A 22,106-nucleotide genomic window follows, 5' to 3' on the forward strand; every position below is an offset into this window, starting at 1 on the left:
CCGTCGCGGCCACGGCGGCCCAGTCGGACGCTGTGGCTTTAAAAGGGGCGCGCCATCGCCGCGCAGACGCGAATAAAGGGCGGCGAGCGGACGTGACGTCACCGTCCCTAATCCCGGGTTTCTGCTCGCTAGCCGACGTATGACTTTCGCGGGAAAGCCCGAAGGCGAGAGCGCAATGTCGAACGACAACGAGCAGACCGACGACGGACGCTTCGCGGTCGATCGCCGCTCGATGCTCGCCCTGATGGGCGCCGGCGGCGCGTCGCTGGCGCTCACAGGGGGACTGGGGAGCGGCGCAGCACAGGTAGACGACGGCGGCGACGGAGGCGTCTCCGCCGACCGCTGCGAGGCCTGCATCGATCCCTACACGGGATATCTCGTACCCGGGAGCGCGGCCGCAGGGACCGACGCCGGCGGCGCTGTCGACGACGAAACGAACGAGACGGCGACCGACGAATCGGACGGGCTGGCCGCCAACGAGACCGAGGACAACGAATCGGCCGTCGGCATCACCGACAACGAGACGGCCGACAACGCGACCGACACCGGCCTCGGCAACGAGACGGCCGACAACGCGACTGCCGGCGGCGCCATCGGCAACGAGACGGCCGACAACGGAACGGGCGTCGGCCTCGGCGACGACGAGCCCGCAGACGTCGAGTCCGAGGACACGCCCGAGGGAGACGAGGACGGCGACGGCCTGGTCGAGCCCGGGTTCCTCGACAACGGTGACGACGCCGGCGACGGGAACCAGACCGGCGGCGGCGCGCAGGCGCCCGGCGCGTCCGACGACGACGAGTTCGACCCCGCGGTCACCATCACGATGAACGTCGGCGACGCCGACGTCGTCTTCCCCGACGAGGAGGGCGACGCGGCCGACAACGAGACCGACGCTGGCCTCGGCAACGAGACCGAGGACAACGCGACCGATACCGGACTCGACAACGAGTCGGACAACGAGACGGACGTCGGTCTCGGCAACGAGACGGCCGACAACGAGACCGACGGCGGCGCCATCGGCAACGAGACGTCCGACGACGAGTCGGACGGGCTACTGGGCAACGAGTCGGACAACGAGACCGACGGCGCGCTGAACGACACGACCGACGAGCAGGCCGCAGCGTTCACCCAGCAGGAGCAGGAGGGCTTCCCGGACTTCTACTTCGACCCGGTCGGCGTCCGCGTGTCGCCCGGCGACGTCGTCGCCTTCCAGCCCCAGGAGGAGGTCCACACCGTCACGGCCTACAACCCGCGGTACTACGACCTGCCCCAGCGGATCCCCGAGGGCGCGCCGGGCTTCTCGTCGCCGCCGATCACCGCCGGCGACACCTGGTACTACCAGTTCGACGAGACCGGCGTCTACGACCTGTTCTGCCTGCCCCACGAGCAGTTCGGCATGGTCGTCCGCGTCGTCGTGATGGAGGAGGACGGCGAGGTCCCCGAGGGCTACGACACCGCCAGCGCGACGGACGGTGAGACCGACGACGGCCTCGGCAACGAGACCGAGGCCGGACTCGGCAACGAGACCGAGGACAACGAGACCGAGGCCGGACTCGGCAACGAGACTGACACCGGCACCGCGCAGGGCGGGAACGGCGTCGGGCCGGCGCAGGCCGGCGTCTCCGACATCGCCCTCAGCGTCTTCCAGTCGCCCGAGATGGAACCGGGGAACATCGCCGACCAGGGCGAGGTCGCCTGGACCGACCTGACCGAGGTCGAATCCCAGCCCCCGGCCGGAGACTGATAGTCCGATAGCCGCGGTCCCCCGCCGCGTCCGTCGTCTCGGTGCGTCACTCTTCTCTCGCTTTCCGGCACCGGAGACGATAGCGGCGGCGCCGGGAGAAGGCCTTTGCCCCGTGCCCACGTCGTACGCGTATGGGACTGTATCGCAGCGTGCAGGCCGTCGCCGGGGCGTCCGGCGACGGACCGATCGACTGGAGCGCCGTCGCGGACGCGGCCAAGGGCGCCACCGACCCCGGCTCGATCGACCTCACCGAGGCCGAGCAGCGGGCGTACGCCGACGACGTCCGGGCGGCCCGCGACCGCGTCCGCGAGGTGGCCGGCGTGGGCTTCGACCTCCCCGACACCGTCGAGGTCCAGCATCGCCACCACTGGATCGACGCCAACATCGCCACCTTCGAGCGCGTCATGCGTCCGATCGAGGAGCAGGCCGACCTCATGCCCGGCCTCGCCAGAATCGCCAACACCGGGTCGATGGCCTTTGCTCTCTCCTTTCTGGGACGGAACGTCCTCGGCCAGTACGACCCGCTGTTGCTGGCCGACTCCGACGCCGGCCACAAACTGTACTTCGTCCACCCGAACATCGGTCGGGTCGCGGACATGCTCGAGGTGGACCACGACCGGTTCCGCCGCTGGATCGCCTTCCACGAGGTGGCCCACGCCGCGGAGTTCGGCGCGGCGCCGTGGCTCTCGGAGCACCTGGAGTCGAACCTCGAACAGACCGTCGAGGCGCTGACCGACGGCTCGTTCGACCGGGAGTCGCTCGGGGAACTGGACGTCACGATGACCGCCGTCGAGGGATACGCCGAACTGGTGATGGACCGGGCGTTCGACGACGAGTTCGACGACCTCCGACGGAAGCTGGACGAGCGCCGGAAGGGCCGTGGCCCCGTCGCGCAGCTGGTCCGGCGGCTGCTGGGCCTGGGGATGAAGCGCCGCCAGTACGAGCGCGGCAAGCGCTTCTTCGACGCCGTCGCCGACGAGCGCGGCGTCGCCGGCGCCGGCAAGGTCTGGGAGGCCCCCGAGAACCTCCCGACCGACGAGGAACTCGACAACCCACGCGCCTGGCTCGCGCGCGTCGATCCCTGAACCCAGGTATATTTCCATCCGTGAATAGAGAATTTTATATGCGATGACGAGGCAGCACCGGCCATGCGAACCCGAGCGATCGCTCTGTGTCTCCTCGTCGTGCTGGCGGGCTGTACGGGGACAGGGGGCGACCCCGGCACTGAATCGTCGACCGCCACGCACGTGACGAGCGACACCGCGACGCCGACCGCTACCCCGACACAGACCGCCACGCCGACTGCTACACCGACAGCGACTGCGACGTCGACGGCGACTGAAACGGCGACGCAGGCCTCCACATCGGAACCGGTCGAAGTGAACAAGTCCGAGTTCCGGACGGCGTTCCACGGCGTCCTCGAGGACAACAACGTCAGCGCCGCGTCGACTCGGTATGACGAAGCGAGGCTCGTGATGAACTACACCGAGTACAGCGAGAACACGACGGTCAGACAGGCGCGAGCCACCCTCGTCGCGATCACGTTCGCCGATATGGTAAACGCGACGCGCGGATACGCCCCCCTGAAACTGCACTACTATCTGATGACCGAGGAGGGCAGTCGTTCGCTTCCGTTCGTGATCCGACTCGAGACGGCCGAACGGTATAGCGAGGGCGAGCTCAGCTACGAGGAGTACGTCGAGGGGGTATGGGATCGATCCATGACGGACGTTCGGTGTCCCTGACGTGCTCGCGAACGCCCCCGGGCTCAGCGCCGCCCACGACGCCCGTCCAGCCGCGACATGCTGTCGGGGAAGACCCACCACGCCAGTCCGGCACCGACAGCCGCCCCGACCAGGCCCATGGCGCCCGCCAGCGGGAGCGCCGCGCCGCCGTGGGCCGACACCAGCGCCATCGAGAGGCCGACGAAGATGGCGAAGCCGATCCGGAACTTGAACATGAACGACCGGCTGCCCTCGGCGTCGATGGAGGGGCCGACCATCACAGCGCCTCCTCGTTGCTCGCGGCGTCGCCGGAAGACTCGCTGCGCTCGTCTTCCGACCTCTGGCTCGCTTCGCTCGCCAGGACGCCGCTCGCTCTCTCCGAGGCCTCACTCCGTTCGGCCTCGCGCGACACGTGCATCCCGACGAAGCGCCACTCGCCGTCGGGGTCGACCTCGCCGCCGGTCCTGCGCTCCAGCGTCCCGGACCAGCGCGTCTCGAACTCGTAGCGGATCCGCCGCTCCACGTCCGTCCAGCCCATGAAGACCTGATCGCTGAACCAGGCGTGCGCGTCGCGCTCCGTCACGCGGAGGGCGCGGCTCTCGACGGCCCAGTCCCGCGTGGTCTCGGTCTGCTCGCGCAGCCCCGTCTGGACCTCGTCGCCGACCAGCCGCTCGGAGAGCCCGTACTTCACGACGTCAGGGTCGTCGGCGAAGAAGGGTGCCAGCGGCTCTGCGTTCCTGAGAGACTCGAAATACCGGCGAACGGTCGCCGCGGCCGAGTCTGCGTCGCCCTCGTGCATGGCCGCCCGTCCGGGCCGCGGAGGTTTAGCGATTGTCGTCCGTCACGACGGGGTGCTCGCCGCGCAACGCGGAGAAGCGCCCTGCGCTAGTGGAACCCGCGCTCCACGTCGTCGTCGATGACGTCCTCGAACTCCTTGTCAAGCAGCTCCTCGGCCTCCTCGAAGGTCTCCGTCAGCTCGTCCATGACCTCGGGCCGGTCGTACTGGTCGAACTCCATGGGCCCGTAGGCTGGCGAGTCCATCGCGTCCATGACGTCCTCGAAGAGGGCGTCGGGCGTCGTCGGGGCCTCGGCGTGGGTCTGCAGCACTGTCTCCAGGCGCTTGGCCATGTCCTCGGCCTCGTCCTCGTCCTCGGCGGGCTGCTGGACGCCGAAGAGGCCGCTGCCCTCCTCGGGGAACAGCGGGTCCAGTTCGTCGTCGATGCGTCGGGCCACCTCGGCCCCGACCCCCTGGACCTCGAAGGGGTTCTTCGCGTAGGTCTTGAGCTGATAGACGCCTACCCGCGGGTGGCCGACGTAGAGGTCCTCGCCGATGCCGTTCGCGCGGTCGCCCCCCACGGCGCGCCACCCGTCCGGGTCGGCCTTCGACTCGACGACGTCCTCGAGGATGTCCTGCCAGTCGCGAACGCGCATACGAGCAGTTTGCACGCACTTCGGAATGAATCGTTCGGTTCATGGTAACCGTTGTCGGGGATCGATCCGGTCGGGATTCGCCGGGCAGCGGGCGGGACCACCGGCCGGACCGAAGGCGTTTTTCCGACCGCGCGCGTGGCAGTGAGCGTGCAACTGCGTGGGGTCGTCGTCGACGTCGCGGAACCGAAGACCGTCAGCACCGACTACGGCGACAGGGACCTCTGCGAGGTCACGATGCGCCCGGACCGGGGGCGGGGCGAGCCGACCACCGTGACGCTGTGGGGCAAGTGGACCGAGACGGCCGACTACCTCGACGTGGGGATGGAGCTGGCCGCCCACGACGCCGAAGAGCGGACGTATCGGGGCGAGCAGCAGTACTCCGTCGGGAGCGACGGCCGCGTCGTCGTGGAACCGGACTTCCTCGTCGACGTGACCGACGTCCGCTCGTGGGTCCAGTGCCCGCGGATGTACTACCTCAACAAGATCGGCGGGACGGACCACGCCTACCCCGTCGTGAAGGGGACCATCGTCCACGAGGTGTTCGGCGACCTGCTCCGGGACCGCGACCTCGACGAGGCCGTCGCGGACCACGTCGAGCAGGCGGGCCTGGACCTGGGGCTGCTCGGCCACGACGCCGAGGAGGTCGAGGCCGAAGTCCGCGACCACGCCTCCGCCATCCAGGGCTGGCTCAATCAGGGGACGCTGACGGAGAGCGACGAATGGAGATCCGAGATGACCCTGATCAGCGAGCGCTACGGGCTGAAGGGGCGGGCCGACGCCGTCCGGCGCGGGATGCCCGTGGAACTGAAGACGGGGAAGAACACGAAGCGCGACCCGCGCTTCCAGGACAAGATTCAGGCGGCCTGCTACGCGCTGATCCTCGGCGAGCGCCGCGAGGAACCGCCGGACACAGGCACCCTCCTCTACACCAAGAACGCCGCCGTCGACCGCAACGAGGAGTCCGGCGACCTCTCGCCCGCCAAGGACTTCTCCATGGGGTCGGGGCTGCTGGACTTCGTCGTCCGGACGCGGAACGAAATCGCGGCGATGGAGGCCGACGCCAGCGTCCCGACGGGCTACGAGGCCGACGCTAAGTGCGAGTACTGCTTCGAGCAGGACACGTGCATGGCCGTCTCGGGCCGGCTGGGCCAGGAGTCGAAGGCCGGCCAGGTCGGCTCGCCGGTCCCAGAAGAGGAGCGGGAGTACTTCGGTCGCTTCTATCGGGCCATCGAGGCCGAGCGCCGGGCGGTCCACCGCGAGTACGCCAAGCTCTGGGACCAGACCGCCGACGAGCGGGCCGACGACGACCGCGCGCTGGTGGACCTGGAGCCGCTCGGGCAGCGGCAACTGGACGGCGGCCGGTGGGAGCTACGGGCCGAGGGCACGGGCGCCGTCTCGAAGATCCGCGAGGGCGACGTCGTGCTGGCCAGCGACGGCGACCCGGTTTCGGGGAACGCCGAACTGGCCCGCGTCGAGCGGCTCGGCAGCGTCGACGACGGCGCGGACGACGCCGACGTGGTCGTCACCACCGACGAGCCCGTGGAGCTGCGGCGGCTCGACGTCTATCCCTCCGAGATCGGCGCCGACCGGATGCTGACGGCGCTTCACGACGGCGTCCTGACCCAGCCGCCCGAGCAGAAGGACGTCTTCTTCGGCCGGCGCGAACCCGAGTTCGAAGAGATCGAGGAGACGTTCATCGACAACAACGAGGCCCAGGACGAGGCCGTCCGCACGGCGGTCGGCGCCGGGGACCTCGCGCTGATCCACGGGCCGCCGGGCACGGGCAAGACCTACACGCTGGCCCGGATCGTCCGCGCGCTGGTGGACCGCGGCGACCGCGTTCTGCTCTCCGCCTTTACCAACCGCGCCGTCGACAACTGCATCGAGGCGCTGGAGGAACAGGGCTTCGACGACGTCGTCCGCGTCGGCACCGAGAGCGGCGTCCGCGAGGACATGCAGGAGTACCGGCTCGAATCGGCCGGCGACCCCGGCGAGTGCGTCGACCGCCTGGAGTCGGCGGACGTCGTGGCGGCGACGACGGCATCCTGCGGGTCGCGGATCATGCGCACGCAGTCGTTCGACGCCGCCATCGTCGACGAGGCCGGCCAGCTCACGGAGCCGGCCACGCTCGCCGCGACGAACCTCGCCGACCGGTTCGTCCTCGTCGGCGACCACCAGCAGCTCCCGCCCGTGGTGCAGGCCGAGGGCGGCGGCTCCTTCTCCGACGCCGCGGACCTGAGCACGTCGCTGTTCGAGCGCCTGATCGAGGAGTACCCCGAGGCCGGCGTGATGCTCGACCGGCAGTACCGGATGGCCCAGCAGATCCAGGCGTTCGCCTCGCGGGAGTTCTACGACGGCCAGTTGCGCCCGGCGACGGGCGAGGTGGCCGCCCAGCAAATCGGCGACCTCGACGGGGTCGATCCAGAATCGCTGCCGGCGCACCTGCGGGACGGCGTGAACTTCGTCGATCCCGACGGCGCCGCCGAGGGCAACACGAACCCCGCGGAGGCCGACGCGGTCGCGGACGTGGTCGACGCCTACCTCGCGGCGGGCGTCTCGCCGGGCGACGTCGGCGTGATCGCACCGTACCGCGCCCAGGTGGCCGAGATCGGCGGCCGCGTCCCCGACGGCGTCGCCGTCGACACCGTCGACCGGTTCCAGGGCTCCAGCAAGGAGGTCATCGTCGTCTCCTTCGTCGCGACGGGGTCGCTGGAAGGCCCCATCTTCGAGGACTACCGGCGGATCAACGTCGCGCTCACGCGTGCGAAGAAGGCGCTCGTGCTGGTGGGCGACGCCGACGCCCTCGCGAGCGACGACGTGTACGGCCGGATGGTCGAGTGGGCGCGCTGAGACCGCTCACGCGGCCCGGCGCGCCGCCGTCAACCGCGCCCGTTCAGAACTCCTCGGCGAACTCGCGGACGTTCTCCAGCGCCGAGGGGCCGACGCCGGAGACGCCCAGCAGGTCGTCGTCGCTCGCCCCGTGGACGTCGCTGACGGTCACGAAGCCCTGCATTCGGAGCTTGCCGGCCGTCTCCGGGCCGATGCCCGGGACGTCCTCGAGGGGGAACTCCTCGTCGCCGTCGTCGTCCGACTCCGCGTCGCCGTCGCCCTCTCCCTCGGGAGCGCGGCCGGCGACGAGGTCGAGCGCCTCGTCGAGCGCCTCGGCCTTGTGGGCGGCCTTCCGGCCCTCGGCGGCCTCGTACTCTGCGAGGGCGTCGCGGAGCCGGTCGTACTGCCCGGCGTCGACCGCGGGGTCCACTCCGCGGCGGACCCGGTAGCGGTTGCCCAGTTGCGACTCGAAGGTGTCTCGCGGCGTCAGGGTGGTCGACCCCGTCTCGTCGCGGACGAGCACGACGTGGTCGTCGACGTAGATGACCTTCCGCAGGTCGCCGCTGCGCTGGTCCTCGAAGACGGTCCCGATCTGTGCGTCGGTCCTGGTGGTTTCCGTGGGAGCGAAGTTCGCTTCTGACATTGTCGGGTGAGACGTGTGCCTGGTGGTTTCTCGGTCGGCACAGCAGCCTCGCCTCTAGACTGGTCACTGAGGCCCTTGTGTCCGTTGCTTTCGAGCGACCAGTCACGTCGCCGTAAGGGGATTTCGAGTGCTTTCGGCGGACGACCGCGATCTACCTGTCGCTCCCATCGTCCGGGGGGCCGGTCGCGCCGGGATCGGTCCCCCCCGAATCGCCCGGCGCGTCGGTCTCGCCGGTGCCGGCACCCGGGTCGAAGGTCCGCCTTGACGGGTCGCGGCTCCTCTCGCCTCGCCGTTCCCGGCGGCGCCGTACGAGGTCGGCGGCGAGGCGCTCTCTGAGCGTCCGGTGGAGGTCGCGGGCCGTCGCGTCGTCGAGGTCGTGGGCGATCGCGTCGCCGCCGACGAGGCCCGCGCTGCTGGCCGTGTCCGCGATCACGCTGGCGAGGTCGCGGCGGCGCTGGAACACCGTCCGCACGCCGATGACGGTCTGGACGCGGAAGTACGGCACCAGTCGGGTGTGGCGGACCCAGAAGCCCGCCCGCGTGGCGACGCCGTCGTCGGCCACGCCGTGACCGCGGTTGCGCCAGGCCAGGTGGCCGACGAGCGGTGCCGCTGCCAGCCCGACCAGCGTCAGCGGCCACTGGGGAACGGGGACCAGCAGTCGGTGGATCCCGAACACGACCGCCGTCGCGAGCAGGACCGGCAGGACGCCGTAACGGGCGGCGTACCGGCGTCGCGCCCGCTTCGGCGGTCGCTCGATATCGGGACAGTCGACCGGCCCCAGGCGCTCGGCGAACGCGACGACGGTCTCGCGGTCGTCGAACGGAACGGCCGTGTTGCTCGCGTCGCCGTCGTTCCCGCCCGCCGCGTAGCCCGCCGTCTCCAGGGCCAGCCCGGCGTACCCCAGGGGCCGCATCAGCGCGGTCTCCCGTATCGTCACGGTCTGGACCTTCTCCAGGGGGATGGAGCCGCTGAACCGCTGGACGAGCCCGCGCTCGTACCGCAGGTCGTCGCCGACCCGCTCGAGGCGGAAGTCGTAGTAGCTCAGGACGGTCAGGACGGCGCTGAGGAGCCACGAGGCCACGAGGAACTGGACGGCGGCGACGGCGGCGACCAGCGCGAGGTCGCCCGGCGACAGCGTCGGGAGGAGCTCGAACGAGAGCCGGGCGGGCCCGCCGAGCAGCGAGACGCCCGCGGCGACGGCCCGCCAGGCGAGGTCCTCCAGAAACGGCGTGCTGAACAGCGCCAGCACCGGCCCGCCGGGGCGGACCGAGACCAGGCCAAAGAGCAGCAGGTCGGTCGCCGAGAGCTCGTAGAGCAGTTCCCGCTCCGGGGGCGCGGTGGCCTCCGCGTCGACTTCGCGGACCGCACCGGCGACGTCTGCGTCGTCGGCCGCGACTGCGTCGTCGTCCACGCCGACCGATTCGCCGGCGCCGCCCGCCTCGGGCCGCTCTCGCCGTTCGCTCCGGCGGTCGGTCGCGTCGCGTCGGTGCCGGGCGACGGCCTCCTGGAGGCGGTCGGCCTCCGCGACGGTCACGGCGTTCAGCACCGCCTCCGTCGCGCTGCCGCCCGCCGTCTCGAAGTTGACGACGGCGAGGCCGGCGACGCGGTGAAACAGCCCGCGGCGGACGTCGACGTTCTGGATCCGGCTCAGCGGGATGTCCCGCTCCTGGCGGTCGAACACGCCCGAGGCGACCGTCAGTCGGCCCTCGGCGACCTCGTAGGTGAACCGGTAGTAGCGAGCGACGCCGTAGGCCAGGCCGGTGACCGCGGCCAGCGGGCCGAGGACGAACGCCCACTCGAACCCCACGGAGTCGACGACGGTCCCGATCGCGATCACCGCGAAGAGGGCGGTCGAGGCCCCCCGGACCGCCGCGTTGACCGCGCGCTGGACGGCGCTGAGGGGGTGGAGACGCCTCATACCGCGTCGGCGGCCTCGCTCTCGACAGCGAGGTCGCGGAGCCGCTCGCGCAGTTCCGTCGCCCGCTCCGGCCGCAGCCCGGGGACGGTGATGTCGGCGCCCCGCGAGCCCGCGGTGTAGACGACGACGCTGGCCAGGCCGACGGCCCGCTCCAGCGGGCCGCGCTGGGTGTCCGCGTGCTGAACGCGGACGTAGGGCACCGACGTGTCCACCTGCGTCACCACCCCGCGGACCAGGTACACCGAGTCGTTCTGTAACTCGAAGCGCCAGCGGCGGTACCGGAGGACCGCGTGGACGGTCCCCAGAACGGCGACGGCGAGCCAGACGCCGGCCGCGACTGCCGGTCCGATCGGGTCGAGGAACCGACCGAGGAACCACGCGAGGCCGGCCAGTACCGTCGCGAGGACCAGCCGCTGTCCGATCCACAGCACCTGTACCCGCGCGTGGAGGCTCTCCATGCGACGGTGGGCGGCCGGACCGACCAAAAGGGTTGGCGTCGGCGCGGAGACGTGCGGGAGCCCCGGTCCCACCGACGCCGGATTGCCAGCCCGGCGATCGTTCCGTTACATATCAACGCTAATTTTTTATCACTGATGGATGAAATAGGGGCCGACGCTTTCGAGAGCTGATCCGTTATGGGTGAGTATCACGACGATTCGATCGAACAGGGGGAAGGGGGACGTCGAACGCGCGGTCGGACCAGACGGCAGGTGCTGCGCGCCGGTGCAGCGACGGGCCTGGGAACCGTCCTGCTCGGCGGGAGTCAGACGGCCGCTGCGGATCCGTCGGACGTGCCGAAGGAGAACTTCCACGTCTACCTGGCGTTCGGCCAGTCGAACATGGAGGGGCAGGGGACGATCGAGGGCCAGGACCGCCAGGTGCCCGATCGCTTCCACGTCCTGCAGGACAAGACCTGTTCCGACAGGGGCTGGGAGTACAGTGAGTGGCGCGTCGCCGAGCCGCCGCTGAACCGCTGCTGGGCCGGCATCGGACCGATGGACTACTTCGGCCGGACGATGGTCGAGGAGGCCGACGAGTCGATCCACGTCGGCGTCGTCCCGGCCGCGGTCAGCGGGGCCGACATCGCGCTCTTCCAGAAGGGCGCGCCCGTCGGCCGTAACGACCGCGACATTCCCCAGCAGTTCGACGGGGCCTACCAGTGGCTGCTGGACCTCGCCCAGCAGGCACAGGCGGTCGGCACGATCAAGGGCATCATCTTCCACCAGGGCGAGACCAACACCGGCCAGTCCGACTGGAAGAACAAGGTCGCGGGCATCGTCAGCGACCTCAAGTCGGACCTCGACGTCGGCGACGTCCCGTTCCTCGCCGGCGAACTCATGTACAGCGAGTACAACGGCTGCTGCGAGGTCCACAACCAGGAGATCCACCAGCTGCCGGACCTGATCCCCAACGCCCACGTCGTATCGGCCGAGGGGCTGGACAACCAGGACCAGTACCACTTCTCGACGGAGGCCTACCGCGAGCTCGGCCGCCGGTACGCCGAGGAGATGCTCGAGCACGTCGACGTGTCCGACGGCGGCGAGTCCACGCCCGAACCCGTCGACCCCCCGAGGCGGAGCGCCCGTCCTGGCCGGGGAACGCGACCGATCCGGACGGCGACGGCTACTACGAGGACCTCAACGGCAACGGCGAGGTCGACTTCCGGGACGTCGTCGACTACTTCAACGGCATGGACGGCGAGGGCATGCAGAACGACGTCCAGTACTACGACTACAACGGCAACGGCGAGGTCGACTACGCCGACCTCGTCGACCTCTTCGGACAGGTCGAGTGACGGCCGATCACTCGCCGGCCGAGGCCTGACGGTCCTCGCCGTCCTCGATCTCCGCGAGGACGCGCTCGTGGAACTCCCGCAGGACCGCCGACTCGTCCTCGGCGAGGACGACGTCGCTGGCCATCAGCGTGGCCAGGCCGAACGCCCGCGGCGTCGGCGAGTCGACGCGGACCGTCTCGACGGTGACGTCGCCCGTCTGGACGCCAGCGAGGACTTCCTCGATACCCGCGACGTTGAGCCTGTCCTCCAGGATCTCGCGGTAGGTCTCCTCGATCACGGCGAACTCGTCGAGGTCCTCGGCGAAGGAGAGCAGCATCTCGGAGTTGACCTGCTGCTCGCTGGCGGACTTCTCGTAGCCCTTGTAGCGCTTGAGGATCATCAGCGAGCGCGTCGCGTTGATCCGGAAGTACCGCTGGAGGAGGTCCGTGCCGTCGAGGCTGGCCCGCAGGTCCTCGCGGGCGTCCGCGGGATCGACGTCCTCGACGACGGCCTCGACGTCGACCTTGCGGTTGAGCGGCATCGACAGCGTGAACCCGTGGTCGGCGACGGCCACCTGAACGTTGGCGTTGGCTCGCTGGGCGATGCGGTAGGCCAGCAGGCGCGAGAAGCCGTCGTTGAACCGCCGGCCGTAGCCGGAGTGGACGTGGTAGTGACGCTCGTACTCGTCGTGGTCCAGTACCTCCTCGATCACGAGGCGCTCGTCGGTCGCGACCGACCCCGAACCGGCGTAGGCGACCTGCTCTGAGAACATCCGCGTGACCGCGCGGACACTGTTCTCGTCCAGGGGGAACTCGCGCAGCCAGTGGCGCACCGCCGGCGGACCGCCCTCCGCGAGCTGGTCCATGAGCTGCCGCTGGAAGGCCAGCATCTCCCGGCCGAGGTCGTAGGACAGCGGGAGGCGCTCGGAGAACCACGAGGGGACGGTCGGGCGGGCGCTGGTCCGGTCGACGTACACCTTCGAGCCGCGGCGGTAGCTGTACTCGAAGTGGTCGCCCCCGAGAACGAACACGTCGCCCTTCTCCAGCGTGTCGAGGTACTCCTCGTCGAGCTGGCCCACCCACTCGTCGCCGGCCCGGGTAAACACGTCGCAGGAGAACGAGTCGGGGATGGTACCCACGTTGGTCATGTAGATGGCCCGCGCCATCCGGCCGCGCTTGCCGATCAGGTCCGCGCCGACGTCGAACTCCTCGTAGTGGTGCTCGCCCTCGGGCGGATCGTTGGTGTCCCGCCAGATCTTGGCGTAGACGTTCTTCTCCTCCAGCCCGGGGTAGTCGGCGGTGAGGTAGCGCATGAGCTGCTCCCACCGGTCGTCGCCGTAGTCGCGGTAGGGGTAGGCGCTCTGCAGGACCGACCTGATCTCCGACTCGCGGCGGACGCCGTTGATCGCCATGCCGTAGACGTGCTGGGCGGCGACGTCGTGGGCGTTCTCGGGGACGAACACGCGGTCGACGAACCCCTCCTCGGCCTTCTTGAGCATCACCGCGCACTCGACCAGCTCGTCCCGGTCGAGCGCGACGACGCGACCGGTGACTGTCTCGCCGAGCTGGTGGCCGGCGCGGCCGATCCGCTGGAGCAGCGCTGCGACGGACTTCGGGGAGCCGACCTGCACCACGAGGTCGACGTGGGGCATGTCGATGCCGAGTTCCAGGCTCGTCGAGGTCGTCACGACGTCGAGGCTCCCCTCCTTCAGCCGCTCCTCGATCTCCCGGCGGCGGTCCTTCGAGAGGCTGCCGTGGTGACAGCCGGAGTTGCCCTCGTCGTAGGCGTCGAACTGCTCCCGGAGGTTGTGCAACACCTGCTCGGCGCCCGAGCGGGTGTTCGTGAAGACGATGGTGTTGGTGTGGTCCCGGATCAGCTCGTGGAGTTGCGAGTAGAACCGGCTCTGGACGACGTCCCGCGGCGTGTTGATGAGGTCGTCCGCGGGGCAGGTCAGCTCCACGTCGAACTCGCGGGCGAAGCGCGCGTCGACGACCTCGAAGGCGCGCGTCTCGCCGAAGGCGTCGTTCCCCGCGGGATCGCTGCCCTCACGACCCACCAGGAACTCGCCGATCTCCTCCAGGGGCTCGACGGTCGCCGAGCAGCCGATGCGCGTGGGCGAGCCCTCGGCCATCGCCTCCAGACGCTCCAGCGAGACCGAGAGGTGCGTGCCGCGCTTGTTGTCCGCGAGGCTGTGGATCTCGTCGACGACGACGTACTCGACGGTGCGGAGCTTCTCGCGGAACTTCGGGCTGTTCAGCAGGATCGACAGCGTCTCGGGGGTCGTGTTCAGGATGTGCGGCGTCGTCTCCAGCATCTTCTGCCGGTCGCTGTCGCTGGTGTCGCCGTGGCGGATCGCGTGGCGGATCTCGACGTCCTCCCCGCGCTCCTCGAGTTCGTCGGTGATCCCGTCGAGCGGGACCTCCAGGTTCCGGTGGACGTCGTTGGCCAGCGCCTTCAGCGGCGAGACGTACAGGCAGTAGACGCTGTTGTCGAGCTCGTCCGCGCGAGCGCGGTCGAAGAGTTCGTTGATGATGCCACAGAAGGCACTTAACGTCTTCCCGCTGCCAGTCGGCGCCGCGATGAGGGCGTTCTCTCCCTCGTGGATCAGCGGGACGGCCTCCTTCTGGGGCGGCGTGAAGAAGCCGCCGTTCTCGGGGACGAACTCGCCGAACTCCTCGACCCACCAGTCCTGCACGACGGGCGCGAGCAGATCGAGCACGTCGCCGTCGTCGACGTCGACGGCCGCCGGGTCGACGCCGTCGACCGACGCCAGTCGCTCGCGTCCTTCCATTATGCTGGCGGTAGGACTGCGCGCCAAAGTGGGTTTGGTCACCGGAGCGGAAGTGGCGCGGCGGGCGGAAGTGAACGCGGCACCTGGCCTACAGTCGAAAGCAAGTAGGTCCGGAGACGCCACTGTGTCGACGATGGCAGACACCGAGATCCGGACGCCGATCGTGACGCCGTTCGACGAGGACGAGGCCGTCGACGCCGACGCGCTGGCCGACCTCGTCGACCACCTGATCGAGGAGCAGGGGGTCACCGGGCTGGTGCCCTGCGGGACGACGGGCGAGATGGGATCGCTGACCGACGAGGAGCGACGGGCGGTCGTCGAGACGACCGTCGAGGCCGCGGACGGCCGCGTCCCCGTGATGGCCGGCGTCGGCGAGACGGCCGTCGGCGAGGTACTCGATCACGTCGCGGCGGCGGCGGACGCGGGCGCGGACTCGGCGCTGGTCGTCGCGCCCTACTTCGGCGGAGACGCCCCGGCAGAGGGCAACGAGGAGTTCTTCCGGACCATCGCCGACGGGTCCGAACTGCCGGTGTACCTCTACAACATCCCGCCCGCCGTCGGCCAGGACATCGACGAGGGCACGGTCGTCGCGCTGGCCGACCACGACAACGTCGCGGGCGTCAAGGACTCCAGCGGCGACGTCACGTACTTCAACAGCCTGATCCGGCGGACGCCCGACGACTTCGAGGTCTACCAGGGGTGGGACGGGGCCTACGCGCCGTCGCTCGCCATGGGCGCCGACGGCGGGATCAACGCGCTGACGCACTTCTTCGGCGACGTGTACGCGGAGGTGGCAGAGGCCTTAGAGGCGGGCGACGTCGAGCGCGCCCGCGACCTCCAGCTCGGCGTGATCGACGAGGCGTTCGAGGCCTGCCGCGAGCACGGCTTCGCGCCGGCGACCAAGGCCGTCCTCGCCGAGCGGGGCGTGATTCCCCGCGGTTCGGTCCGGCCGCCCCAGCGGGAGGTCCCCGACGACGAGGCCGCCGAACTCGCCGCGTTCGTCGCCGACCAGTAAATTCCCGCCTGCGTATCCACGAGATACTTAACGTTCGACTACAGTGGATGGAGTATGTCCCTGCTGCCCTCCAGGGGACCCGAGACGAGCACCTCGCAGGACGGCGAGCTACAGGTAGTGGGCGTCGACGAGGACGTGGCCCCGCTGCTGGACGCGCTCAGTTCCGAGACCGCTCGCTCGGTCCTCAACGCCATCTACGAGGATCCTGGCACCCCCTCAGAGATCGCCGACCGGCTGGACATGTCCATCCAGAAGGTCTCCTACCACATCGACAAGCTCGAAGAGCAGGACCTCATCGCCGTCGCCGGCACCCGCTACTCCGAGAAGGGCCAGGAGATGACGGTGTACGAGCCCCCCGAGGACCCGATGGTCCTGTTCGTCGGGACCGAAGAGCGCAAGGAGTCGCTGCTGACGATGGTCAAGCGGCTCCTGCCCGTCGTCGGATCGCTGGGCATCGGCAGCCTCCTGATCGACCAGCTGTACGGCAGCGGCGGGCTGCTCCCGTCGTTCGGCGTGACCGGCAGCGGCGGCGACTCCGAGAGCGGAGGTCAGGACCTCGGATACGACGACGCCGGCGACGCGGGGGACGCCGGTGCCGGCGGCGACGCCGTGAGCCAGGCCACCGAGACGGCCACCGACACCCCGGCACCGACGGCCACGGAGACGGAAGGGGCGGACGTGTTCGTCGCCGAGTCCACCGAGACGTCCGCGGCGACCGAGACGCCCACGTCCGCGCCGGAGGCGACGACGACGGCGGCTGACGGCGGCGCCACGGAGACGCCGGTGCCGGCTCCGGACACCGTCACGGAGGCCGCCGAGATGGCCGGATCGGCCGGCGCGACGCTGTCGCCGGGCGTCGCCTTCTTCCTCGGCGGGCTGTTCGTCCTCGCGCTCGTGGTCGCCTGGTGGGCGTACAGCGGCCGACAGTGACCGGACGGCGACGTCGTCCCCGAGTTTCGATAGCTCAAAACGCCGTTTGAGTCTGGGGTGCCGTTTTGATGGATACCCGCGTAGACGCATCTGCGCCGGCGACGGGCCGCCCGATGCCTGCGCCTCTGACGCCCGTCGCCGGCCGTTCCGTGGCCGAGTGCGGTGCCGCGTCGCCCGGCCCAGGTGACGCCGGCACCCCGCTGGGTCCGTTGCGCCGCTGACCCCGACGTCTGCCTGCTCCGCTGACGCCGACGTCTGCCTGCTCCGCTGACGCCGACGCCCTCCCCACGCGACGCCCGCCTCGCCGACGCGCACCAGGCACGCGTCGTCGACGCCAACGCTTTGGCCCTCCTCGACGTCGGTCCGGACATGCAGCTGACGTTTCTCGGCACCGGGAGCGCCATGCCGACCGGCCGCCGGTTCCAGAGCGGGTATCTCCTGAGCGACGGCGACGACCGCCTGCTGGTCGACTGCGGCAGCGGCGTCCTCCACGCCCTCCAGCGCACCGACGCCGGCTACGAGGGGATCGACGCCGTCCTCCTGACGCACCACCACCTCGATCACGTCTCGGACCTGGACGTCCTGATGAAGGCGCGCTGGCTGGCCGGCGCGACGGACCTAGAGATTGCCGGCCCGCCCGGTACCGAGGAACTGGTGACGGACCTGCTGGACGTCCACGAGTACATGCAGGACCGGCTGGACCTGACGCTGCGGGACGTCCAGGGGTCGTTCTCGATCGCGGGGTTCGACGTCGACTCGAGGGAGACGCGCCACTCGATGCAGTGTCTCGCCTACCGGATCGGCCCCGAGGGCGGAGCGCAGTCGGTCGTCCTCTCCGGCGACAGCGAGGCCTTCGAGGGGCTGATCGAGTTCGCGGACGGGACGGGCGTGCTGGTCCACGACTGCTCGTTCCCGGACGACGTGGACGTCTCCAACCACCCGACGCCGTCCCAGCTGGGGACGGTGCTCGCCGCCGCCGACGCCGACCTCGGCCGGGTGTACCTCAGCCACCTCTACCCGCACACCGAGGGCCGCCACGAGGAGATGCTCGACTCCATCGGCAAGCGCTACGACGGCGACATCCGCGTCGCCGAGGACGGCCTGGCGGTCACCGTCGAGGCGCCCGCGGACGCTGAAGGGGAACGAGTAGGGGACTAGAACCAGGCCGTCAAACGGTCCCGCCGCCGTTCACTCCAGCCGGTACCGCAGCAGCGCCGCGATGCCGCCGAGGTTCGAGAGCTGGCGGCCGGGGTCGAACTCGCTGGAGAAGACGGTCACGTCCCCGCCCTTCTGCTCGGTCGTGCGGACGACGTCGTCGACGTCGACGTCCCACTCGCCCTCGTCGGAGCGTTCCCGTCGCAGGCGCTCGTCGACGATCAGCAGCTCCTCGATCGCGCCGAACTCGGCGGCCTCGGCGACCGCCTCGGAGCCGTAGGCGACCTTGGCGCCGGTGGCGATGCGCTCGGTCAGCTCGTCGATCAGGTCGGCCTCCTCGGCGATGCGAGTCTCCTCCTGCACCTCCTCGACGGCGCCGCGTTTGAGCACCTCGTGGACGCCGCGGTCGCCGACGGCGCTGGTGTCGACCGTCGTCGTCTTCTCGGCGACCTCGGGGGCCTTGTCCCGGATGTAATCGAGCGCGTCCTGCTTCGTGAAGCCGGGCCCGGCGAGGACGTAGGCGTCGACGTCCATCCGCCGGAGGACGTCCGTCAGTTCCACGAACAGCTCCTCGCGCGGCCGGGCGTAGTCGCCCTTGCCGGTCGTGCCCGTGATGGTCGCCCGCGACTCCGTCCCGTACTGGGCGACGGTGTGGACGTGGGCCTCTCCCTCCTCGACGGTGGCGATGGCGACGTCCGGGTTCTCCGTCGCACTCTCGGCCTCCGCCAGGCGCTCCTCCTGGTCGGGCTTCCACACCTTCTCGACGTCCAGTTCCGTGTGCTCCTCGACGTTGAGCGTGTGGTGGAAGCCGAGCTGGTCCTCCCGGGAGCAGTCGACGATCTCGCCGCCGACGCGCAGGCGGTTGGCGAACTTCGCGAACTCCACGTCGGTCACCTCGATGGCGACCCACATGGGCTCGCGCTCGCCGCCGGTGTCCCGCAGGTCCTCGTCGTTGCGCTGGATGCGCCGGGTCGTGTCGCCGCTGACGCGATCGCCGGGCTCGATCACGTACGTCAGGTGCCACAGGTCGTCGAGCGTCTCGGGGACCACGGTGACCCGCTCCCGGCCCGCCTCCGTCCGCTCCCGGCTCTTGATCCGCATGTGGGCGGACTTGCGGCCGGGGGAGTAAGTGTGCTTCCGTTCGCCGTCGCTCACGCGGCCGCCCGATCCGACGCGGTCGCGCGCAGATCGGCCGCCGGCACCTCGCGGACGCCCCGCCCGACGGCGTACGCCCCCGCGACGCTCCCGTAGAAGTTCACGAACGGGACCAGAACGGCCCCGGCGACGGTCGCGGCGAGGACGCCCGCGACGACGCTCGCCAGGATCGAGATCCCGACCGCGACCAGCCAGCCCGTTGCGTAGCGGCCGTTCAGACCGATCCGACGGAGCTCGCTCGGTGAGAACGCAGCGCCGAGCCGCCCCGTCCGGGCCAGCGCGGCCACGCCGGCGGGCAGGAGGTAGAGGGCCACGAGCGTCAGTCCCAGCGCGAGCGCGACGACGGCCAGTGCGGCGACGAGGGCGACGGGATCGACCATCGTACCGGTACTGACGGCTGAGCCCGGCCCCGTCTCCTCGACCGCGGTGAACGGCAGGAACAGCGTCAGTACCGCGACCGCGAACACGACGGCCGGGACCAGCCCGTAGACGAGCGCGACGACGAACGCCTTCAGCCCGTCTACGAGCAGTTCGCCCCAGTCGTCGAACGACGGCGGGGCTTCGTCGCCCTCGGCGACCCGCCGTACGACCCGGACCAGGTAGCCGAACACCAGGAACACCGGCACGACGAGCATCCCGAGCAGTCCCAGCACGCCGCCGACGACGATCGTTTCGAGCCTGTCGTCCCCCGTCCAGGGGTATCTGAGCGCGTCCTCGAACATTGGGTATCACCGCCGGGACCGTCGTGGATCGATCCGGTCTCGACGCCGGCGACGGATTGCCGGGCTGACAGACGACCGCGGGGCGCAAAACTGTATGCTGCCAGATTGCAGCGGGATGGCTCCGACCGCTCCGCTTCGATACCGCTAGTCGATCATCCGGCTGCCGCCCGGCGGCAGGTGCTCCTGAATCCTGTCGGGGCTGGCGATCTTCCGGACGAACGCGTCGTCCGCGAACCGTTCCTTGAACTCCCGGTAGAGCCGTTTGGCGATGTCGTTCTGGGCGTACTGGCCGGGCTCGACGCGGATGCTCGTCTCCGCCTTCGGCTCGATGGCCGACGGCGGGCCGCCGATGACCTGCGTCACGTCCTCTGCGGTGATGCCGACGGCCACCTCGCACGCCACGTCGCGGAAGTACGTGCGGTCGCCGCGGATGGCGAACCCGCCCTTCTCGAGGTACTCGCCGCTCTCGGGGGTCTTCGACACCTGATCGGGGTCGACCATGTACGCGTCGCCGGCGTGCTTGCCGCCCTTCCAGACCGAGGAGTAGGCGACGGCGAAGGTGGCGGCCTCGCGTCTGTCCTGCTCGGGGATGTCGACGTCGCGCGTGGCCTCGCTGGGGCCGGTCGCCTTGAGGATCGTGACGGGACCGCCGTGAGCCTGCGCGTGGAAGAACTTGTCACCACGCTCGAGGTACTTCTTGACCAGTTCCTCGTTCTGGTCGGCGTCGCGCCCGCCGATGACGAGGAAGTCGTTGCTGGTGCGGAACCAGCGGAACCGCTCGTACCACTGCTCGCTGTTGCGGACTGGGATGGAGGCCCGCGAGAGCCAGTCGACGTCCTCCTCTTCGTCCTCCTCGTCGCCGTCGCCGTCAGCGTCGCTCTCGCCGTCGGCGGCCTCCCACTCGTCGCGGCGCTGCTTTGCCTCCTCCAGGTCCTCGCGCGTGTCCTCAATGGCGGCCTTGGCGCCCTCCTTCTTCTCCTCGATTCGCTTGGCCTCCTTGTAGAGGCGGTCGGCGTTCTTCTCGACGCCGGTGTCGGCCTCGACGGTCACGCTGGTGCCGGACAGCGACAGCGTGACAGTGCCCTCCTTGCCGTCGACGGACTCGACCGCCTCGGCGGCCTCGATGCCGCGTTCCTTCCCCTCGGCGAAGCGCTCGTCGATGTCGTCCCAGGAGTGGCCCTCCTCGAGTGCGCTCTGGACGGTCGAGACGACCTCGTCGACAAGGTCGTACTCGGCGTACAGCAGTTCGGCCTTCTCGCGCTCGGCCTCGGCCTGCTCCTCGAAGTCCTCGATGGCCCCCTGCTGTTGCTCGATGATGCGCTCGTGCTTCTCGATCTCGGCCTCGAAGTCGGGACGCTGGGGCTCGCCGCCCTCGACCTCGTCCTCCCGGTCGGCGTTGAAGAAGAAGTCGTCCAGCGCGGCGTTGAACGAATCGAAGGCCTCGCTCTCGAGGTCCTCGTACTCCTCCAGGGGAATCGGCGTGGCGTCGACGCGGTGGCTGCCGTCGCCGTCCTCGTCCTGCTCGTAGTAGACGCGCGGATCGAGGTCGCCCTCCCGGAGTCGCGTCGCCAGCCGCTCGACGGCGTCGTACAGCGCCTCGAACTCCTCCTCTTCGGTGTCCTCGATGGACTGGTTGTAGGGCACCCCGGCGCGGGTACACAGTTCCTCGCCGTAGAGGCCGCCGAAGTTGAGCTGGGTCGCCAGCGTCCGGACGACGTCGGCGTCGGACTCCTGCAGCCGCGCGACGAAGCCCTCGTAGTCGACGGTCAGCGGGTTGAACCGCGCGGAGGGAAACTCGTAGGTCGCCCCGGGCGCGACGGTCCGGGACTTCAGCCGGACGGTCTCCAGGCAGTCGACGACCTCGCCGTGCTCGTCCAGCACGGCCACGTTGCCGTCGCCGAACAGCTCGGCGACGATGGTGGTGTTGGCGTCCTCGCGCTCGAACTCGAACTGGAGGATGCGGTCGAACTCGAACTGCTCGACGCCGGCGAGGTCCGCGCCGCTGAGGCGGTTGCGCAGCATCATCGCGAAGTCCGGCGGCCGCCCGGGCGCGTCCGGGACGTGCTCGGGCGCGGCGACGTGCGCCCGCAGGACGTCGCTGACCTCGATCAGGAGCTCGACGCGCCCCCGGTCGAAGTCCCGCAGCTTCAGGCGGACGAGTTCGTCGTCCTCGTAGAGGTAGGCCTTGTCGAGCTTGGCCCCCTCGTACCCGCCCAGCTCGCGCTCCAGGGCGGCGAGGTCGACGCTCGTCAGCTCCTGCTTCTGGTCCATGTCG

19 protein-coding genes and 1 pseudogene are annotated in these 22,106 nt (G+C 70.1%); 9 read left to right on the forward strand and 11 right to left on the reverse strand.

Features of this window, described 5'->3' with window-relative positions:
* The first annotated feature begins 175 nt into the window (after positions 1-175).
* The 3 genes from LCY71_RS00590 to LCY71_RS00600 all read left to right on the forward strand — a co-directional run bounded on the left by LCY71_RS00590 (position 176) and on the right by LCY71_RS00600 (position 3,489).
* On the forward strand, positions 176-1,744 hold the full coding sequence (locus LCY71_RS00590; RefSeq protein WP_225334430.1) for a cupredoxin domain-containing protein: 1,569 nt from the start codon (positions 176-178) through the stop codon (positions 1,742-1,744).
* 131 nt (positions 1,745-1,875) lie between these two features.
* Complete coding sequence (locus LCY71_RS00595) at positions 1,876-2,829, forward strand: Rv3626c family coenzyme F420 biosynthesis-associated protein (RefSeq protein WP_225334431.1); 954 nt, start codon at positions 1,876-1,878, stop codon at positions 2,827-2,829.
* A 63-nt stretch (positions 2,830-2,892) separates the two neighbouring features.
* A complete protein-coding gene (locus tag LCY71_RS00600; protein WP_225334432.1) occupies positions 2,893-3,489 on the forward strand; it encodes a DUF8159 domain-containing protein in 597 nt (198 codons plus the stop codon).
* Positions 3,490-3,512: 23 nt separating this feature from the next.
* Here the strand turns inward: LCY71_RS00600 and LCY71_RS00605 are convergent, their stop codons facing one another.
* The 3 genes from LCY71_RS00605 to LCY71_RS00615 form a co-directional block, all read right to left on the reverse strand.
* Positions 3,513-3,746 (reverse strand): DUF8527 family protein, encoded by a 234-nt coding sequence (locus tag LCY71_RS00605; RefSeq protein WP_225334433.1) that lies wholly within the window; start codon positions 3,744-3,746, stop codon positions 3,513-3,515.
* Entirely contained in the window at positions 3,746-4,267 is a 522-nt protein-coding gene (locus LCY71_RS00610) for a nuclear transport factor 2 family protein (protein WP_373325139.1), read from the reverse strand. The genes LCY71_RS00605 and LCY71_RS00610 overlap by 1 nt, the downstream gene beginning before the upstream one ends.
* Before the next feature lie 86 nt (positions 4,268-4,353).
* Entirely contained in the window at positions 4,354-4,899 is a 546-nt protein-coding gene (locus LCY71_RS00615) for a hypothetical protein (RefSeq protein ID WP_225334434.1), read from the reverse strand.
* Positions 4,900-5,040: 141 nt separating this feature from the next.
* Between LCY71_RS00615 and LCY71_RS00620 the strand changes: the two genes are divergently transcribed.
* Positions 5,041-7,749, forward strand: a complete 2,709-nt coding sequence (locus tag LCY71_RS00620; protein WP_225334435.1) for an AAA domain-containing protein — start codon at positions 5,041-5,043, stop codon at positions 7,747-7,749.
* A gap of 43 nt (positions 7,750-7,792) precedes the next feature.
* On the opposite strand, the gene LCY71_RS00625 is transcribed toward LCY71_RS00620, so the two are convergent.
* From LCY71_RS00625 to LCY71_RS21630, 4 genes are all read right to left on the reverse strand, one after another.
* The gene (locus tag LCY71_RS00625; RefSeq protein ID WP_225334436.1) at positions 7,793-8,371 is read right to left on the reverse strand and encodes a helix-hairpin-helix domain-containing protein; all 579 of its coding nucleotides are present in this window, start codon (positions 8,369-8,371) and stop codon (positions 7,793-7,795) included.
* Between the two features lie 151 nt (positions 8,372-8,522).
* The gene (locus LCY71_RS00630; RefSeq protein WP_225334437.1) at positions 8,523-10,289 is read right to left on the reverse strand and encodes a PH domain-containing protein; all 1,767 of its coding nucleotides are present in this window, start codon (positions 10,287-10,289) and stop codon (positions 8,523-8,525) included.
* Positions 10,286-10,747: a PH domain-containing protein gene (locus tag LCY71_RS00635; protein ID WP_225334438.1), complete on the reverse strand. Its 462-nt coding sequence runs from the start codon at positions 10,745-10,747 to the stop codon at positions 10,286-10,288. The genes LCY71_RS00630 and LCY71_RS00635 overlap by 4 nt, the downstream gene beginning before the upstream one ends.
* Before the next feature lie 129 nt (positions 10,748-10,876).
* Entirely contained in the window at positions 10,877-11,185 is a 309-nt protein-coding gene (locus tag LCY71_RS21630) for a hypothetical protein (protein WP_373325140.1), read from the reverse strand.
* Here LCY71_RS21630 and LCY71_RS21635 point away from each other — a divergent pair.
* Both LCY71_RS21635 and LCY71_RS00645 read left to right on the forward strand, forming a co-directional pair.
* Positions 11,129-11,743 (forward strand): annotated as a pseudogene (locus LCY71_RS21635) (sialate O-acetylesterase); the annotation flags it as partial. The gene LCY71_RS21630 and the pseudogene LCY71_RS21635 sit on opposite strands and share 57 nt — an antisense overlap.
* A complete protein-coding gene (locus tag LCY71_RS00645; RefSeq protein ID WP_225335860.1) occupies positions 11,713-12,084 on the forward strand; it encodes a dockerin type I domain-containing protein in 372 nt (123 codons plus the stop codon). The pseudogene LCY71_RS21635 and the gene LCY71_RS00645, both read left to right, overlap by 31 nt.
* Positions 12,085-12,091: 7 nt before the next feature.
* On the opposite strand, the gene LCY71_RS00650 is transcribed toward LCY71_RS00645, so the two are convergent.
* Entirely contained in the window at positions 12,092-14,854 is a 2,763-nt protein-coding gene (locus tag LCY71_RS00650) for an ATP-dependent helicase (protein WP_225334439.1), read from the reverse strand.
* Between the two features lie 133 nt (positions 14,855-14,987).
* Between LCY71_RS00650 and LCY71_RS00655 the strand changes: the two genes are divergently transcribed.
* The 3 genes from LCY71_RS00655 (at position 14,988) to LCY71_RS00665 (ending at position 17,957) form a co-directional block, all read left to right on the forward strand.
* The gene (locus LCY71_RS00655) at positions 14,988-15,869 is read left to right on the forward strand and encodes a dihydrodipicolinate synthase family protein (protein WP_225334440.1); all 882 of its coding nucleotides are present in this window, start codon (positions 14,988-14,990) and stop codon (positions 15,867-15,869) included.
* Between the two features lie 54 nt (positions 15,870-15,923).
* Complete coding sequence (locus LCY71_RS00660; RefSeq protein WP_225334441.1) at positions 15,924-16,799, forward strand: ArsR/SmtB family transcription factor; 876 nt, start codon at positions 15,924-15,926, stop codon at positions 16,797-16,799.
* Positions 16,800-17,168: 369 nt separating this feature from the next.
* Positions 17,169-17,957 (forward strand): MBL fold metallo-hydrolase, encoded by a 789-nt coding sequence (locus LCY71_RS00665; protein WP_225334442.1) that lies wholly within the window; start codon positions 17,169-17,171, stop codon positions 17,955-17,957.
* A 30-nt stretch (positions 17,958-17,987) separates the two neighbouring features.
* Here the strand turns inward: LCY71_RS00665 and LCY71_RS00670 are convergent, their stop codons facing one another.
* From LCY71_RS00670 to rqcH, 3 genes are all read right to left on the reverse strand, one after another.
* Positions 17,988-19,055 (reverse strand): mRNA surveillance protein pelota, encoded by a 1,068-nt coding sequence (locus tag LCY71_RS00670; RefSeq protein WP_225334443.1) that lies wholly within the window; start codon positions 19,053-19,055, stop codon positions 17,988-17,990.
* 50 nt (positions 19,056-19,105) lie between these two features.
* The gene (locus LCY71_RS00675; protein WP_225334444.1) at positions 19,106-19,831 is read right to left on the reverse strand and encodes a DUF4013 domain-containing protein; all 726 of its coding nucleotides are present in this window, start codon (positions 19,829-19,831) and stop codon (positions 19,106-19,108) included.
* A gap of 144 nt (positions 19,832-19,975) precedes the next feature.
* The gene (rqcH, locus tag LCY71_RS00680; RefSeq protein ID WP_225334445.1) at positions 19,976-22,102 is read right to left on the reverse strand and encodes a ribosome rescue protein RqcH; all 2,127 of its coding nucleotides are present in this window, start codon (positions 22,100-22,102) and stop codon (positions 19,976-19,978) included.
* Between the last annotated feature and the right edge of the window lie 4 nt (positions 22,103-22,106).

Source organism: Halomicrobium urmianum (assembly GCF_020217425.1).
Taxonomy (GTDB): domain Archaea; phylum Halobacteriota; class Halobacteria; order Halobacteriales; family Haloarculaceae; genus Halomicrobium; species Halomicrobium urmianum.

Excerpts from the sequence above, each read along its gene's own strand:
- LCY71_RS00590 (WP_225334430.1), top strand. The coding sequence starts at position 176 with ATGTCGAACGACAACGAGCAGACCGACGACGGACGCTTCGCGGTCGAT.
- LCY71_RS00595 (WP_225334431.1), top strand. The coding sequence starts at position 1,876 with ATGGGACTGTATCGCAGCGTGCAGGCCGTCGCCGGGGCGTCCGGCGAC.
- LCY71_RS00600 (WP_225334432.1), top strand. The coding sequence starts at position 2,893 with ATGCGAACCCGAGCGATCGCTCTGTGTCTCCTCGTCGTGCTGGCGGGC.
- LCY71_RS00605 (WP_225334433.1), bottom strand. The coding sequence starts at position 3,746 with ATGGTCGGCCCCTCCATCGACGCCGAGGGCAGCCGGTCGTTCATGTTC.
- LCY71_RS00610 (WP_373325139.1), bottom strand. The coding sequence starts at position 4,267 with ATGCACGAGGGCGACGCAGACTCGGCCGCGGCGACCGTTCGCCGGTAT.
- LCY71_RS00615 (WP_225334434.1), bottom strand. The coding sequence starts at position 4,899 with ATGCGCGTTCGCGACTGGCAGGACATCCTCGAGGACGTCGTCGAGTCG.
- LCY71_RS00625 (WP_225334436.1), bottom strand. The coding sequence starts at position 8,371 with ATGTCAGAAGCGAACTTCGCTCCCACGGAAACCACCAGGACCGACGCA.
- LCY71_RS00630 (WP_225334437.1), bottom strand. The coding sequence starts at position 10,289 with ATGAGGCGTCTCCACCCCCTCAGCGCCGTCCAGCGCGCGGTCAACGCG.
- LCY71_RS00635 (WP_225334438.1), bottom strand. The coding sequence starts at position 10,747 with ATGGAGAGCCTCCACGCGCGGGTACAGGTGCTGTGGATCGGACAGCGG.
- LCY71_RS00650 (WP_225334439.1), bottom strand. The coding sequence starts at position 14,854 with ATGGAAGGACGCGAGCGACTGGCGTCGGTCGACGGCGTCGACCCGGCG.
- LCY71_RS00655 (WP_225334440.1), top strand. The coding sequence starts at position 14,988 with ATGGCAGACACCGAGATCCGGACGCCGATCGTGACGCCGTTCGACGAG.
- LCY71_RS00660 (WP_225334441.1), top strand. The coding sequence starts at position 15,924 with ATGTCCCTGCTGCCCTCCAGGGGACCCGAGACGAGCACCTCGCAGGAC.
- LCY71_RS00665 (WP_225334442.1), top strand. The coding sequence starts at position 17,169 with ATGCAGCTGACGTTTCTCGGCACCGGGAGCGCCATGCCGACCGGCCGC.
- LCY71_RS00670 (WP_225334443.1), bottom strand. The coding sequence starts at position 19,055 with ATGCGGATCAAGAGCCGGGAGCGGACGGAGGCGGGCCGGGAGCGGGTC.
- LCY71_RS00675 (WP_225334444.1), bottom strand. The coding sequence starts at position 19,831 with ATGTTCGAGGACGCGCTCAGATACCCCTGGACGGGGGACGACAGGCTC.
- rqcH (WP_225334445.1), bottom strand. The coding sequence starts at position 22,102 with ATGGACCAGAAGCAGGAGCTGACGAGCGTCGACCTCGCCGCCCTGGAG.